Below are 14,619 nucleotides of genomic sequence, written 5' to 3'. Positions count from 1 at the left end.
CGGTTATGCCTCGTTGGGTCCTTGGAAAAGTGCTGGCCTTGCTGAGCGTGCTCGGCATTCCGTTGACGAGTGCCGTCGCACAAAATTCCCGGCAATTTGAATCGCCCGCCTCTGCACGCGCCTATTTGCGAAGCAACCCGGACGGACCAGAGGCGAACGCGGCTTTTCTGGCGCTCGTTGAATTTCGGCTGATGCGGGAAAATCCGGGCCTATCGAGGGACGAGATCATTAACATGTTCAACCAGAACACTTCGGCCTCGACCGGAGTTCGCCAGGTTCAGGCACCTGGCCTCTATTGAGATTTCCAATGCAGCGACCGATGCGGTTTTTGCTGAAAACGACAAGTGCCATTTCGGTGGCCGTCGTATTGCTGTGCGCCCCCTCATACGCGCAAACGCCGGACGCCCTGGCCAATTCCACCTCGCGTGTGGCGCTGGTCATTGGCAACTCGGCCTACAGATCGGTCGCCCCGCTTCCCAACCCGGTGAATGACGCGGAGCTTGTCGCGGAAAAACTCTGGGAAGCCGGTTTTGAAGTTATCGAAACGATCGATGGTGACCGCGAGAAGATGCTCGCCGATCTGGCGACATTCCGCAGCCGTCTGCGAGAGGGCAGCGAAGCGCTGTTCTATTATGCAGGTCACGGTGTTCAGGTCGGTGGACGCAACTACTTGCTGCCCGTTTCCGTGGCGCCGCAATCCGTCGAAGAGTTGATAGATCAGTCGATCGACGCCCAGCTGTTTGTCGACATCATGTCCAACTCGGGCGCGAAGCTTAATATCGTTCTCCTCGATGCCTGCCGAAACAATCCGTTTGGCGAAATCACCGATGAGGAAGCGGAAACAATCGTCTCGCGTGCCATAAGCCTGGGAGCTTCCCAGGAAGAAGTCTCGCGCGGCCTGGAGCAATTGTCACAGTCCAGTCGTGGCGGGCTGGCGGAAATGACGGCCGGTGATGCTGAAACAGTGATCAGCTTTGCCACCGCACCCGGTTCAGTCGCCTATGACGGCGAGGGCAAGCACAGTCCCTACACGCAGGCAATTTCCGACAATATCAGCGAGCCCGGGCTTGAAATAATCGACCTGTTCCGCCGTATTCGCGGCCATGTGCGCGAAACAACCGAAGGGGAACAGATCACCTGGACGACCAGCACGCTTGAAAGCCGCTTTTACTTCATGCCGCTTGTGGATGATTTGCGCAGCGCGACCACCGGTATGAGTATTGCCTCCGATACGCTGGGCGGGTTGCCGCCGCGCCGCATCATCGACAGGACCTTCTGGCGCTCGATCCGCGACAGTGACCGGGCGGAGGCATTTGCTTCCTATATCCGCACCATGCCGACGGGAGCATTCCTTGAGGACGCGAAAGAGCGCCTGAGTGAACTGGGTGGCAACCCCGATGATATTCTCGTCTCCGATACCTCGCTGCCGGAAATTGCCTCCCGACCGGTTGATGCGGTCAATGGCTCGGCCAGATCGGAGATCGTCGCTGCGCTCGACAATGCGCAACTGACCGTACCGATCGGCGTCGGCGAAAAGCCCCTTGGCAGCAAGAATGGTGAAAACGGCTGGATCTATGTCGAAAGTGCGTCGCGTCTCGGAGTGGTGACGGAAGGTTCGGGCAAGCCGCTTCATGGCGGAACGGTTCATTGGCTGCCGGAAGACAATCAGCTCTCCTATACTCCGCAAGTCGGTTCCAATGGTGGACGCGACAAGTTTCGCAGCATCGCATTGCGCGACGAGGGGGACACAGATCCGATCGAGGCGCAACTGGATGTTTACGTGGATGCCTGTGACATCCTGGCGGGCAACCCTTACGACAGCCAGCGTGTCACTGCCGGCACGCGTCAATTCATTATCGACCGAAACTTCGATGCCGCCATCGAGGTTTGCGAAATCGCCGTTGCAAACTATCCCGATGTGGTGCGGTTCTGGGCTCAGCTCGCACGTGCCTATCGGTCTGCCGGTGATTATGATCAGGCAATCGAATGGCAGCAGAAGGCAGTCGATGCCGATTATGCCTCCGCCATGGTTTATCTCGGTCAGATGCATCTTGATGCCCAGGCGGTGCCGCGCGACTATCCTCGTGCGAAAGCGCTTTTCGAAATTGCTGCCGACCGGGGAGAAACTGCCGCCTATACCGCGCTTGCATGGATCTACAGGGCGGGCGTAGGCGTCGCCCAGGATTATACCCAGGCTCTGGACTACTACCGGCAGGGTGCCGACCTCGGCAATGACTGGGCCATGACAAACATCGCCGAATTCTATCAAAAGGGTCTTGGCGTCGAGAAGGACGTGAACGAGGCCGTCACATGGTATACGGCGGCGGCGAAAAGCGGCGAGCTGACCGCACAGACGCGCCTGGCCCGGATGTATCAGACCGGTGACGGCATTCCGCAAAATTTCGAAGAAGCCCGTTTCTGGTTCGAAACCGCCGCGGGGCGAGGAGTGCCCAATGCCCTGACGCGGCTCGGGATCATGTATGAGAACGGGCAGGGGATCGACAAGGACGTAGAGGCAGCTGTTCGCCTGTTTGTGCGGGCTGCGCGTGAGAACGATCCCGAAGCGTTCTACAGGCTCGGCCGGGTCTATGCGTCCCGCCATCCGCTGTTTGATGATCCTGGCCGCGCCGCTGCATTGTTTGAAAGGGCCGTCACAGAGAAGGTTTACGGTGCCGAACGCGATCTCGGGCGCCTGTTGTTCGAGGGCCGCGGTGTCTCCAAGGACGTGTCGCGTGCCCGTGATCTCTTCGTGGCTGCCGCAGACAAGAACCCATGGGCGGCACGGGATGCCGGCCGCGCCTGGGCGTCCTCGGATGGTGCCGAGCCTGATTTTGAAGAAGCCGCACGCTGGTTCCGTGTCGCCGCGGAGGGCGGTGTTCCCTGGGCGGCGCTGGACATGGCGCGCCTGTCGGAAGCCGGGAGGGGTGTGCCCGCGGACAGGTTGGCAGCACTCATCTGGTACGCTACGGCAACCGGATTGAGTGACGATGCCAATCTGGTGGACTCCGTGAACAAGAGCACAGCTTCATATACCCGGAACGAATTCGTTGCGGCTGCGCAGACCTTGCTGATACGTCTGGGTGTGCTTACCGGAGCAGCTGACGGTCAATTCGGACCTGCCACGCGGCAGGGCTTGAACGACGCATTCTCCTCACGCGGGCTTGCTGCGCCCGGTGATGACATCACACTCGACATTCTGTCGAGACTGACGCAAATGCAGTGAGACACAGGCGGGATCCCCATGATCAAAAGCAGTGCAGCTCTAATCGTCTTATTGGTCTTTCTGACCGGATGCGTCAGTTCGTCTGTCAATCGTCCGGATGTTTCGGTCGATGAGGAGGTTGCGCGGTTGAAGCAACTCGGCTTCCGGCAGGTGACACGGCGTTCTGATGGCACGCGTATCCTGCGCTATAGCGGTCGTATGACCAGGGCGGTGGAATGCCGGCAGGGTTCGGGCAGTTTCGCGCCCATACCGTCCAGGCGCCGTGCCGCCAATGGTCAGAGCGAGACGATTTCGCTCGATGCTTATCTGAAACTTTCGCCGGGAGCCGACGGTGTGCTCAGCAATCATGAGCGCGACGGCATTTACATTGTGACCATCAAGACGCGAGGTGGCGGCGCGTCGTCGCTAAGAGGGATCAAGTTCGGACCGCGAGGGCAGGATACCTTCCGCTCGGGCCTGACCTGCCGCGCGGCCTGAGCGGAAACGCGTAATTGGCTCGCTCCGCAGCTGTCCGGCTTGATATCTGTGCATTTGCGGATATCCGCAAAGGGGACGTCGCCGCGCCGTTGCATGCCGCTGCTCTCGAAGCATTCGTTGCTGCGGGATACAGCGTCGGCGTATTGCCAGTAGCACCCTCCACGATCGAGGCGGATGCCTATTCAGTCGACCCTCGCTATCACAGACTGTTCCAAGAAGATCGCATAGCGCGCCTTGCTCCCGGTGCCATTGTGGAATGTGCGCTTGCGCTTTCATTCGACGTTCGTCTGTTTGCAGAGCCCTGGGACCAGGTCTGTCGCATCAAAGCAGACCATCGCATCGTTACCCTCGAGCGCCCGGCAGCGTTGGCGTCCTTGACTGCGCAAGGGCGTGAATGTGTCGCTGAAAATGCTCGCGAGGCACTTGGCGGACCGGTGGTCTGGGCGCCGAACTCAAGACTCAGCCGCGATGCGCTGTCTGCGCTTGTGCCCCATTGGCCAGCGACCGAAAGGGACTGGAACCCGGTGGTTCCCGATTGTCCGCCTGGTTCCCGTGACGCGATAGAACGGGCGCGGCCGGTTGTCGGAATGGCCCGTATTGCGCGTTCAAGACCAGGGACCTGGCCGGTATCCGTGAGAGAGGGCGCACGCGCGTTTCGCGTCTCGAAGGTCATGTGGCGGTTGCGCGCAGCACCGAATGCAGAGCGTCCCGTCTGGCCGCAATCCGCTCCCATGGAGGTTTGGCCGGATGACCAGATCGATCTTGCGGATTTTCTCGCAAGGACAGACATTCTGGCGAATGCCGATCTCGCCGCCGACGATCCCTGTCCGGCCGAAGCCATGATGGCGCTCGGCAATCGCGTCGTGCCATTTCTTGAACCGGAGTACAGAGCCGTCTTCGCAGGTTCTGCCATCTACGGGCGACCTTCGGAACTGGCCCAGCGCGCGCTCGAGTTTCATGAAAATCCGGATCTTGCAGCTGACCTGCGCAACAGTGGCAAGGATCTGATCACCAAGGTTTATTCTCCCCGATCCGCGGTTGAGCGAGTACAGCATCTGATCGGTGCACCACGACCCAATCCCTACACTCCCGCCGTTCACGCAACGCCGGGAGGCCGAGCGCTGTTCTTTTCGACAAACGGCGTCGGACTTGGCCATCTGACGCGGCAACTTGCCGTCTCACGCAGGATGCCCGCCCGTCTGACACCGGTGTTTGTCAGCCACTCGCAAGCGGTGGATGTCGTGGGTGACTACGGATACGTTGCTGAATATCTGCCTTACCATGCTGCCTATGGCGAGCGGAAAGAACATTGGAACGCGGCTTTGGGGGAAGCACTGACGACCGCGATCGAGTTCTATGATCCGCGTGTTGTGGTCTTTGACGGCAACGTTCCATTTGCGGGACTTATGAAGGCTTTGGATTCGTGCCCGGGTGTGGCACGCGTTTGGATCCGGCGAGCGCTCTGGGGTCCGGATCGCGATCTGGACGCACTGGAACGCGGCTCTGCCTTCGACCTGATCCTTGAGCCAGGCGAACATGCCTGGGCACGGGACGATGGCCCGACAGTGGCCCGGCGCGAGCAGGCGCTTCAAGTGCCACCGGTGCGGCTGCTCGACGAGGATGAGTTGCTGGAGCGTAAAGCCGCGTGTGATGAAATCGGTCTGGATCCTGATCAGACCAACGTACTGGTTGCGCTCGGATCGGGAAACAATATCGATACCAGCAGGATGACGGCCCGCGCTCTTGCCCATCTGCATGGCCGCCACGGTGTCGGGGCCACGGTTGCACAGTGGCGGATCGCCGATACACAGGCTGACCTGCCCGCCGGGGTCACCCGGCTCACGGATTATCCGTTCGGCAAATTCCTGCGCGCTTTCGATTTCGCAATCGCCGCCGCCGGATACAATACCTTTGCGGAACATCTTGCCGAAGGATTGCCAACGGTCTGGGTGCCAAACGAACATGCCCAGCAGGATCGCCAGATCCTGAGGGCGCGGTATGCAGAGGCGCGGGGGCTTGGGTGCCTGGTTCGACATTCGGCGGATTTCGGCCTGAATGAGGCCCTCGACCGAATGCTTCACTCAGAGACACGGGCTCAAATGCGAAACGCTCACCTGCAGATTGAAGACGACCTCGTGCGAAACGGAGCAAACACTGCAGCCGAAGCAATCACTGTCCTGTCCGAGACAGTAATTGTCCGGGAGCGACCAGCGAGCCTCGCGCAACAAGTTGGAGAACATTTGTCCACGGTGACGGGGGATGCAGGAAACGACAGTGATCAGGTCGCAACGAAAAACGGCCCCGAAGGGCCGTTAAACAATGGTGGACGGTCTCAAGGCTGATCAGATCAGCTCTGCATCTTTCTTCTGCGCCATCCCATGAAGGTCATCAGGCCAAGACCTCCCGCAAGCAGCGGCAAGGCTGCAGGCACAGGGACCGGGGTCAGCTCGATGTTGATATCTCCCTGACCACTTGCGTTTTTCAATGCCGCGTTCGTGCCGGTCGTGTTCCAGAAGAACCACGTGGACAGGCCGAACTCGTCAATGTTCTTGTTGTTTGCGCCATACCCGAGTTGTGGCGGGTATTTTCCATCAGCCGGAGCCTCGGTAAGATCAAGCAGCAAGCCTGCCAGCATACCGAGGCCGGTCAGCGTGGCGCTGCCATAGCTGAAATATTCGAAGAAGTTTTCCTGATTGGCATACTGGAGCGATGAACATGCACCACCCAATTCGCATTTTGCTGTGCGGCCGCCTTTTTGGGTGAAGTTCAGGTTGACATCGACGCCGAATTTTTTCGTGGAATCCGTGTTATTGACGATCGTACCGGTCAGTTTGGCAGTTGAACCGTCGTAGTTGAATGACCCACCTGCGGTATCGAATTGCCAATAACTGCTTGCGCCATGGAGCAAGTTCGGTAGCCAGAAAGTATGAAGATTGGAACCGGTATTGACGCTCTCGGTCTCATAAGAGCCAGCGTAACTGCCATTCAGCGGAGGCAGTGGGGCCGCATTTGCGGGCGCGACAACCGCGAAAACCGCAACGACCGCTGCGGCTTTAAATAGTCCTGTCATGTGCACACTCCAAAAATCAATTATCCCGCTTCAGCGGTAGTTTTTAATATTGCCCAATTTTCTGCCCTTGGTTTAACCTTCAATTAACCCAGCGTAAAATGTCAAGGTACACACATACGTGTTAGGGACACGTTGTTGTGAAGGAATTTAAATGAAGCCTTTCCGGACCCGGTTTGCCGGTGTTCAGGAAACGCCAAGCGTTCCCCAATCCCCGCACTATGCTGTTTCTGATTGAAAAACAGCGCACCGTACCGCGGATCCGAAATTTTCGGACTCGCGTTGGTCCAAGGGTAAATTCAATCTCGCATGGCGGTGTGCTGAAAATCCAATTGCCGGACTGTTATCGCAGACAAATCCGCGACTGTTCTGTGCGATGAACCACTGCAGGGCGCACTGCTAGTTCATGATCTCCTGCAAATGTTGAATGCTCTCCTCACGGTCCCATTGCGCCGGACCGGGCATTCGGCCGATTTCACGGCCATCAGGATCGATCAGGACAGTCGTTGGAATACCGAACACGTTCAGAGACCGCATGACAGCCTGGGATGGGTCGATATAGACAGGAAGATCACGCAATTCATATCGCCGGTAAAAGCGTTCAACCGTACCGGCGCCAGTGACATCAATGGAGATCGGCAGGATGCGGATATTCTGACCGCTCAGATCGCGCGTCAGCTGATCAAGCGCGGGCATTTCCTCGCGGCATGGTTCGCACCAGGTTGCCCACACATTGACGAACAGATACTGGCCCCGAAAATCCGCCAATTTGAAGGTTTGCCCTTCCGCATCCGAGAACTCGAAGTCCGGAACATCGCGGGGTGTATCGAGACGGGCGAATTTCCCGACCGGCAACTCCCGGGTGAAGAGTCTCGGGTAAAGGTTCGCAACGGCTACAAAGCTTCCGATGAGAATCAAAAAAGTAATGAATGAAGTACGCATAACACCTAAAAACCCGGTCAACTTCGCGCATCGATACGCACATCCGGCACACTATACAGGCAAGTATCTCCAGAACCTTATCGTTGGTTCCAAATTCAATTGTCTCGCCGTTCACAAGCGCGTGCGTTGTTCGCCTACCGTTTTTCGAAGGCGTAATGAAGGCTGCCAAGTGGTGTTTACCGGGCCGATGGGAAGCACAGTGACTCAACCAGCGTGCTGCCGTTGTGATCAACCGTGCCGATGGATTCGCGGCGCTGTCGCCTGACCCAGAATGCTGCGCTGCATTATCACTTGGTAGAATAGGAATACCGCATCTGCTGTGTCCTGTTTCCGCCTGATTGGGGATCACGCGCCTATTTGACCAAGCAAACGGGAGAATTATTCTCAAAATTCGCGGAATTCTGCCAATTTTTATTGATATACCTAAGTATTAATCCGTTGAGATAATAGTATGGTTACGTATGATTATACCTAAGTATCGTAATTCGTAAGTAGTGTTGAATCCGGTTTTGCCGCTGGTAGGGTCCCGACCTTAGTTCTGGTCAATTTTCAGTTTGGTCTGAAAGGATGTCCCGAAACCCTTGTGAATCCCGAGTGAGGCGGGCAGGGCAAGGGTTTGGGGCAAGGGGGAAGTCGTGCCATGTGTTGCCGGATTCATCAGTGTCTGTCGTATCATCACGGCCATTCTCCGGCTTCGTCCTTTCTGAATTGACCCTTTAGCGTTCAGCCTCCCGTTATCAAACAGGCCGCTCATTTTGTGCGTTGCGACGAACACATGTTGCTTCGGTCAGTGCGGTCACCAGGAGAGCTGTTCAGGAAATCCGGAGCCGTCATGCGAGACGGTTTCCGGAAGACGACGGGACGAAGTGGAGGAGATGCCATGTCCGAGAATTCATCCAACAACGGGTATTGGTCCGCCAACATGCGGATCATCTCGATCAGCCTCGTGATCTGGGCGCTGGTTTCTTTCGGGTTCGGCATCCTGCTGCGCCCGCTCCTGAGCGGGATCGCCGTCGGCGGTACCGATCTCGGCTTCTGGTTTGCGCAACAAGGCTCGATCCTTGTGTTTCTGGCGATCATCTTCTTTTACGCATTCCGGATGAACAAAGTCGACCGTGAACACGGCGTGGACGAAGAATAGGGGCATTTGAACAGATGGATCAGTTTACTATCAATCTGCTGTTTGTGGGTAGCTCCTTCGCGCTCTACATCGGCATCGCGATATGGGCCCGGGCGGGCTCGACGTCGGAATTCTACGCTGCCGGGCGCGGTGTGCATCCTGTCACCAACGGGATGGCAACGGCTGCCGACTGGATGTCGGCCGCGTCCTTCATCTCCATGGCCGGACTGATCGCCTTCACCGGATACGACAACAGTTCCTTCCTCATGGGCTGGACCGGTGGCTATGTCCTTCTGGCACTTCTGCTTGCACCGTATCTGCGCAAGTTCGGCAAATTCACGGTATCCGAATTCATCGGCGACCGCTTCTACAGCCAGACGGCGCGGATCGTCGCGGTTGTCTGCCTGATCGTTGCCTCGACCACCTACGTTATCGGACAGATGACGGGTGTCGGGGTTGCCTTCGGCCGCTTCCTGGAAGTCGACAACACGACCGGTCTCCTGATCGGTGCCTGCGTGGTATTCGCCTATGCCGTCTTTGGTGGCATGAAGGGGGTTACCTATACACAGGTGGCGCAGTATGTGGTGCTCATTACCGCATACACAATTCCTGCAATCTTCATCTCCCTTCAGCTCACGGGCAATCCGATCCCGGGTCTCGGCTTGTTCGGCGATGACGTTGCCAGCGGCGTGCCGCTGCTGACCAAGCTGGACCAGGTGGTGACGGAACTCGGCTTCAATTCCTACACCGCCCACCATTCCAACACTCTCAACATGGTGCTGTTCACGCTGTCGCTGATGATCGGAACCGCGGGTCTGCCGCACGTGATCATGCGTTTCTTCACGGTACCAAAAGTGTCGGATGCACGCTGGTCTGCCGGGTGGGCGCTGGTATTCATTGCGTTGCTTTACCTGACGGCTCCGGCAGTTGGTGCGATGGCACGTCTCAACATCACCGAAATGATGTGGCCGAATGGCGGTATCAATGGCGGAGCTGTTTCCGTTGAGGCCATTGCAGACGACCCGAAATACGACTGGATGGACACCTGGCAGAAGACGGGGCTTCTCGATTGGGAAGACAAGAACGGCGATGGCAAGATCCAGTATTACAACGACAAGAATGCAGAGATGCAGACCCTTGCCGAGGAAAAGGGATGGAAGGGCAATGAGCTGACAAAGTTCAACCGCGACATTCTCGTTCTTGCCAACCCGGAGATCGCGAACCTGCCTAGCTGGGTGATCGGTCTGGTGGCAGCCGGCGGTCTTGCGGCAGCACTTTCGACTGCGGCCGGTCTGTTGCTTGCAATTTCATCTGCGGTAAGTCACGACCTGATCAAGGGGGCCTACAATCCGAAGATTTCGGAAAAAGGAGAGTTGCTGTCTGCACGGATTGCCATGGCGGTTGCCATTGTCGTTGCGACCTATCTGGGACTCAATCCGCCAGGATTTGCAGCACAAACCGTGGCACTCGCCTTCGGTCTGGCAGCCGCCTCGATCTTCCCGGCACTGATGATGGGGATCTTCTCGACCCGTATCAACAACATCGGTGCTGTTTCCGGGATGCTGGCAGGCCTGGTCGTAACCCTGGTCTACATCTTCCTGCACAAGGGTTGGTTCTTCATTCCCGGAACCAACAGCTTTACCGATGCCGATCCGTTGCTTGGCCCCATCAAGTCCACGTCGTTCGGTGCGATCGGTGCAGCGGTCAACTTCCTTGTCGCCTACGTGGTCACAGGCATGACCAAGGAAACGCCGCAGGCGATCAAGGACCTGGTTGAAAGTGTCCGGGTTCCCCGCGGCGCCGGTGTTGCGCAGGATCACTGACTACGAATGCGGGCGGCTGTTTGCAGCTGCCCGACATGACCATGATCGCGTCCTGCCCGGGCTGCTGCCGGGCAGGATATTTCCGTTCCTGCCGAGGTCAACCTGATGTCGCCAAGTGTCGATCAGATATTGCGATTTCTGAAAACCCTGCACCCTTACGATGCCCTGTCGCATGAGGTGCTGGAAGCACTTGCAAACCGTTTCGAGGTTCGCAAGGCCGGGCCCGACGATCATATCTACAAGTTCGGTGAGACCCTTCCCGGTCTCTTCGTCATCTATGAAGGGGCGGTCAAGGTCAGGGACGAGAACAATGTCGTCGTCAGCCATCTGGTTCTGCGAAACACGTTCGGGGAACGGGGGTTGCTGAAGGAAGGAACGGCTGTCACGTCTGCACAGGCGGACGAACACACACTTCTGCTTGTCCTTCCACCTGCTGACTTCCGAAAACTTCTCGATGAACACAAGGTCTTTGCGCGCTTTTTCGACCGCGCGCGCAAATCAAGCACACGCGGCAGGGATCTTGCCACGAGCCTGGCGGAAACGCTGATGGCGCGAAATCCGATTACCTGTCAGGCAGATACGTCGGTCCAGGAAGCCGCGCGGGTCATGCGAGACCGCCACATTTCTTCGCTATGCGTGACAGATCATGCCGAAAGGCTGCTCGGGATCGTGACCAACCGCGACCTTGCAGGCAAGATCCTTGCGGAAGGACGGCAAGGCGATACTGCCGTGTCAGAGGTCATGACGAGCAACCCGGTCACGTTGCCGCCATCGGCGATCGGAACCGATGTCCTGCACCTGATGATGGAACGCTGGATCGGACACGTGCCGATTGTTGAGGGAGACAAGCTCGTCGGAATGGTGACGCAGACCGATCTGACCCGTTTTCAGGCAATCAGTTCCGCGGACATGGTTGGTCAGGTTACCCGTGCTGCGACCGCTGATGACATGGCTGGGGTTACAGCCCATATTCCACAACTTCTGCTGCAGCTTGTGGCCGCCGGCAGCCCACATGAGGTGGTCACTCGGCTGATCACCGATATTGCCGATACCGTAACCCGCCGCCTTTTGGCATTGGCCGAAATCAAACTCGGTCCGCCGCCAGTGCCCTATCTCTGGCTGGCTTGCGGATCCCAGGGGCGCCAGGAACAGACGGGTGTGAGCGATCAGGACAATTGCCTGTTCCTCGACGATGCGGCGAGCGAGAACGACCGGGTCGGATACTTTGCGGATCTGGCGACGTTCGTCTGCGATGGCCTGAATTCCTGCGGTTACATCTATTGCCCGGGGGACATGATGGCGACGAACCCGCGCTGGTGCCAACCGGTGAATGTCTGGAAGAGTTACTTCGAGGGCTGGATCCAGACGCCGGATCCGGAGGCGCAGATGCTGAGTTCGGTGATGTTTGATCTACGTCCCATCGGGGGCCGCAAAGAGCTCTTTGAAAACCTTCAGGAGGACACGCTCCAGAGCGCGGCTTCGAATTCCATTTTCGTGGCGCACATGGTCAGCAACTCGCTGAAACATCATCCACCACTGAACCTGCTGAGGGGGCTGGCGACGATCCGGTCCGGAGAGCACAAGAATACGCTCGACACAAAGCTCAATGGTGTCGTACCGATTGTCGACCTTGCCCGGATATATGCATTGCAAGGTCAGATCAGCGCGGTGAACACCAAGGCACGTTTGCTGGAAGCGAGGGCAAACGGCCGGCTCAGTCAATCAGGCGGCAGCGATCTGCTGGATGCCTACGACCTGATCGCCGAAACGCGGTTGCTTCATCAGGCAGGGCTGATCAAGCAGGGCCAGAAACCCGACAACTTCCTTCAGCCTTCGACCTTGTCCGATTTTGAACGAAGCCATTTGCGGGACGCCTTTGTCGTGGTCAAGACAATGCAGTCTTCCATCGGGCACGGGCGCGGCATGCTGGGTTAGGAATTTTTCAGAAGCGAACCGGTGGGAGGAAGACCGAAGTTTCGCGCGGGAGGAAGAATATGTTTGTCGAGTTGATTGCAGCCTTTGTCGCCGGTATCGCGGCCGCGGGTGTCGTCATGCTGGTGAACAGGGTGCTCGGCGGACGTTTGCCGCGCTGGTTTGCTCCAGTGGCGGCCGGGATAGCGATGATCGTGACCACTGTCTCAAATGAATATGGATGGTTTTCCCGAACCAAAGAAACCCTGCCGGAAGGCCTCGTCATTGCGCAGACGATTGAAAGCAGAGCCGTCTACAGACCCTGGACCTATATCCAGCCTTTCGTAGAGCGGTTTGTTGCCATCGATGTCGAGACCATTCGTACCCATCCCGAGCGGCCGAATGAAAGGCTTGCCGATACCTATTTCTTCGGTCGATGGGCGCCGGTGAACAAACTTACCGTTCTTGCCGACTGCACGCGCAATCGACGCGCCGCGCTGAGCGATGCGATTTCCTTCGAAGAAGGCGGTGTTGTTTCCGGGGCTGACTGGATCCATGTAACTGCCGACGATCCCATCGTTTCAACAATCTGCGGAGCGGAATGATGTTGACGTCGCTCAGCCTGCGCGTGCGCACCTTTCTGCTGTTTTCTGGTTCTGCGGCGGTTTGCTCGATCCTGGTCGGACTGTCGCACTATTTCGCATTCAACCGGCTGGACGAAGGTGGGGTCACGTCCGCCTTTCTGATTTCGGGTTTCCTCTCGGTGTTTGCGATCCTGGCCGTGACGACCACGATCTGGCTGCTTTTCGATGAAAATGTCGCCAAGCCGATCGATCGTCTTGCTGCCGGGATCAGAACGCGTGCGCATGCGGGTGTCGACGCGCTGGTCGATTTGCACGGTTCCCGTTTTCTTGGAGACCTTGGACCCGCCGTCCAGGCCGTGACGGGGAAACTTTCCAGGGTATCGGCCGAAACCGATGATGAGGTTGCAATTCAGACAGCGCGTCTGATGGCCGAAAAAGCGCACCTTGCCATGCTTTTGACCGAGATTCCGGTTGCTATCATTCTGGTCAGTCCGAACCACAGGATCATGCTCTATGACGGGCAGGCAGCAGATGTGCTGGGACAGGTGCATGTTCCGCGCCTCAGTGCATCCGTCTTCGACTATTTTAACGAAACCGAATTGAGTGCCGCTCAGGAAAAGCTTTCGGAAGGCCGCACCGAGGCTGTTGCGCAGGTCAAATGCAGCCAGGGAAATCTGCGATTTGAACTCCGCCTGAAGAAGCTCAGACAGGTGCCCGGCTACATGATCCTGGTGGATGGTACAAAGGCAAGGATATCGCCGGATGCGGAGCGTCCGCTGATTTACGATTTCGACCTTACCGAGCACAAAACGGAGCATGCGATTGAGGACAGGCCGTTGCAGGAGTTGAATTTTGTCGTGTTCGACACGGAAACCACTGGCCTGATGCCCAACAAGGACGAAATCGTCCAGATTGGAGCTGTTCGTGTCGTCAAAGGCAGGATCGTTCCCGGGGAGAAGGTGGATCAACTCGTCAACCCCGGCCGGAGCATACCACCTGCATCCACGAAAGTTCATCGCATAACGGACGCCATGGTCGCCGATGCACCCGACGCCGGCACCGCCGTGACAAAATTTTACGGGTTTGCCCGTGACTGTGTGATGGTTGCACACAATGCGCCGTTCGATATGGCGTTCCTGAAACGTCACGGCAGGATATGCGGACTAAACTGGGATCATCCCATGCTGGATACGGTTCTCCTGTCCGCCGTGCTTTTCGGCGACACGGAAGAACATTCGCTGGATGCCGTCTGCAGACGTCTCGACATTACAATTGCACCTGATCTCCGGCACACCGCACTTGGTGATGCCCAGGCGACCGCCGAAGCACTTTGCAAAATGTTGCCGATCCTGTCGTCCCGCGGCTACCGGACTTTCGGTGATGTCATTCAGCAAACCCGCAAACACGGCAGGTTGTTGAAAGACCTCAACTGACCGGCTGACCTGGCAGCCGGCCTCGCGAACCGCAGGCTT

The 14,619-nt window shown here is 57.6% G+C and carries 12 protein-coding genes; 9 read left to right on the top strand and 3 right to left on the bottom strand.

The genetic code is table 11. The annotated features are described in order from the left end of the window. Positions 1 to 5: 5 nt before the first annotated feature. From LA5095_RS18365 to LA5095_RS18350, 4 genes are read left to right on the top strand one after another with little or no spacing between them, the layout of a single operon-like run. Positions 6 to 299 carry a hypothetical protein gene (locus LA5095_RS18365; RefSeq protein WP_055117527.1) on the top strand — a complete coding sequence of 98 codons (294 nt, stop codon included), beginning with the start codon at positions 6 to 8 and terminating at the stop codon, positions 297 to 299. An 8-nt stretch (positions 300 to 307) separates the two neighbouring features. Beyond that, positions 308 to 3,223 carry a caspase family protein gene (locus LA5095_RS18360; protein WP_208992756.1) on the top strand — a complete coding sequence of 972 codons (2,916 nt, stop codon included), beginning with the start codon at positions 308 to 310 and terminating at the stop codon, positions 3,221 to 3,223. A gap of 18 nt (positions 3,224 to 3,241) precedes the next feature. Then, on the top strand, positions 3,242 to 3,700 hold the full coding sequence (locus LA5095_RS18355) for a hypothetical protein (RefSeq protein WP_029060980.1): 459 nt from the start codon (positions 3,242 to 3,244) through the stop codon (positions 3,698 to 3,700). Between the two features lie 14 nt (positions 3,701 to 3,714). Beyond that, positions 3,715 to 6,042, top strand: a complete 2,328-nt coding sequence (locus LA5095_RS18350) for a glycosyltransferase (RefSeq protein WP_082442874.1) — start codon at positions 3,715 to 3,717, stop codon at positions 6,040 to 6,042. A gap of 5 nt (positions 6,043 to 6,047) precedes the next feature. Here LA5095_RS18350 and LA5095_RS18345 read toward each other — a convergent pair whose 3' ends face one another. From LA5095_RS18345 to LA5095_RS32780, 3 genes are all read right to left on the bottom strand, one after another. Next, positions 6,048 to 6,770, bottom strand: coding sequence for an SP85-like N-terminal domain-containing protein (locus LA5095_RS18345; RefSeq protein WP_055117526.1), 723 nt, complete (start codon positions 6,768 to 6,770; stop codon positions 6,048 to 6,050). 396 nt (positions 6,771 to 7,166) lie between these two features. Further along, entirely contained in the window at positions 7,167 to 7,709 is a 543-nt protein-coding gene (locus LA5095_RS18340) for a TlpA family protein disulfide reductase (protein ID WP_055117524.1), read from the bottom strand. Positions 7,710 to 8,241: 532 nt separating this feature from the next. Then, entirely contained in the window at positions 8,242 to 8,385 is a 144-nt protein-coding gene (locus LA5095_RS32780) for a hypothetical protein (protein ID WP_158510407.1), read from the bottom strand. Positions 8,386 to 8,589: 204 nt separating this feature from the next. On the opposite strand from LA5095_RS32780, the gene LA5095_RS18335 reads away from it, so the two are divergent. The 5 genes from LA5095_RS18335 (at position 8,590) to LA5095_RS18315 (ending at position 14,580) form a co-directional block, all read left to right on the top strand. Continuing rightward, positions 8,590 to 8,850 carry a DUF4212 domain-containing protein gene (locus LA5095_RS18335; protein ID WP_029060977.1) on the top strand — a complete coding sequence of 87 codons (261 nt, stop codon included), beginning with the start codon at positions 8,590 to 8,592 and terminating at the stop codon, positions 8,848 to 8,850. Positions 8,851 to 8,864: 14 nt separating this feature from the next. Further along, complete coding sequence (locus LA5095_RS18330) at positions 8,865 to 10,652, top strand: sodium:solute symporter family protein (protein WP_055117521.1); 1,788 nt, start codon at positions 8,865 to 8,867, stop codon at positions 10,650 to 10,652. Between the two features lie 105 nt (positions 10,653 to 10,757). Then, a complete protein-coding gene (locus tag LA5095_RS18325; RefSeq protein WP_055117519.1) occupies positions 10,758 to 12,587 on the top strand; it encodes a DUF294 nucleotidyltransferase-like domain-containing protein in 1,830 nt (609 codons plus the stop codon). Positions 12,588 to 12,646: 59 nt separating this feature from the next. After that, complete coding sequence (locus tag LA5095_RS18320) at positions 12,647 to 13,168, top strand: hypothetical protein (RefSeq protein WP_055117518.1); 522 nt, start codon at positions 12,647 to 12,649, stop codon at positions 13,166 to 13,168. Then, on the top strand, positions 13,168 to 14,580 hold the full coding sequence (locus LA5095_RS18315) for a 3'-5' exonuclease (RefSeq protein ID WP_055118034.1): 1,413 nt from the start codon (positions 13,168 to 13,170) through the stop codon (positions 14,578 to 14,580). Before LA5095_RS18320 ends, LA5095_RS18315 begins: the two co-directional genes overlap by 1 nt. Positions 14,581 to 14,619: the final 39 nt, after the last annotated feature.

It is taken from the genome of Roseibium album, assembly GCF_001404515.1.
Lineage (GTDB): Bacteria > Pseudomonadota > Alphaproteobacteria > Rhizobiales > Stappiaceae > Roseibium > Roseibium album.
Note: the sequence above shows the minus strand (reverse complement) of the source record. Positions and strands in the feature narration are given on the sequence as shown.

Bases quoted from the DNA above. Each gene is read 5' to 3' on its own strand.
- LA5095_RS18365 (WP_055117527.1), top strand. From the start codon at position 6: ATGCCTCGTTGGGTCCTTGGAAAAGTGCTGGCCTTGCTGAGCGTGCTC.
- LA5095_RS18360 (WP_208992756.1), top strand. From the start codon at position 308: ATGCAGCGACCGATGCGGTTTTTGCTGAAAACGACAAGTGCCATTTCG.
- LA5095_RS18355 (WP_029060980.1), top strand. From the start codon at position 3,242: ATGATCAAAAGCAGTGCAGCTCTAATCGTCTTATTGGTCTTTCTGACC.
- LA5095_RS18345 (WP_055117526.1), bottom strand. From the start codon at position 6,770: ATGACAGGACTATTTAAAGCCGCAGCGGTCGTTGCGGTTTTCGCGGTT.
- LA5095_RS18340 (WP_055117524.1), bottom strand. From the start codon at position 7,709: ATGCGTACTTCATTCATTACTTTTTTGATTCTCATCGGAAGCTTTGTA.
- LA5095_RS32780 (WP_158510407.1), bottom strand. From the start codon at position 8,385: ATGATACGACAGACACTGATGAATCCGGCAACACATGGCACGACTTCC.
- LA5095_RS18335 (WP_029060977.1), top strand. From the start codon at position 8,590: ATGTCCGAGAATTCATCCAACAACGGGTATTGGTCCGCCAACATGCGG.
- LA5095_RS18330 (WP_055117521.1), top strand. From the start codon at position 8,865: ATGGATCAGTTTACTATCAATCTGCTGTTTGTGGGTAGCTCCTTCGCG.
- LA5095_RS18325 (WP_055117519.1), top strand. From the start codon at position 10,758: ATGTCGCCAAGTGTCGATCAGATATTGCGATTTCTGAAAACCCTGCAC.
- LA5095_RS18320 (WP_055117518.1), top strand. From the start codon at position 12,647: ATGTTTGTCGAGTTGATTGCAGCCTTTGTCGCCGGTATCGCGGCCGCG.
- LA5095_RS18315 (WP_055118034.1), top strand. From the start codon at position 13,168: ATGTTGACGTCGCTCAGCCTGCGCGTGCGCACCTTTCTGCTGTTTTCT.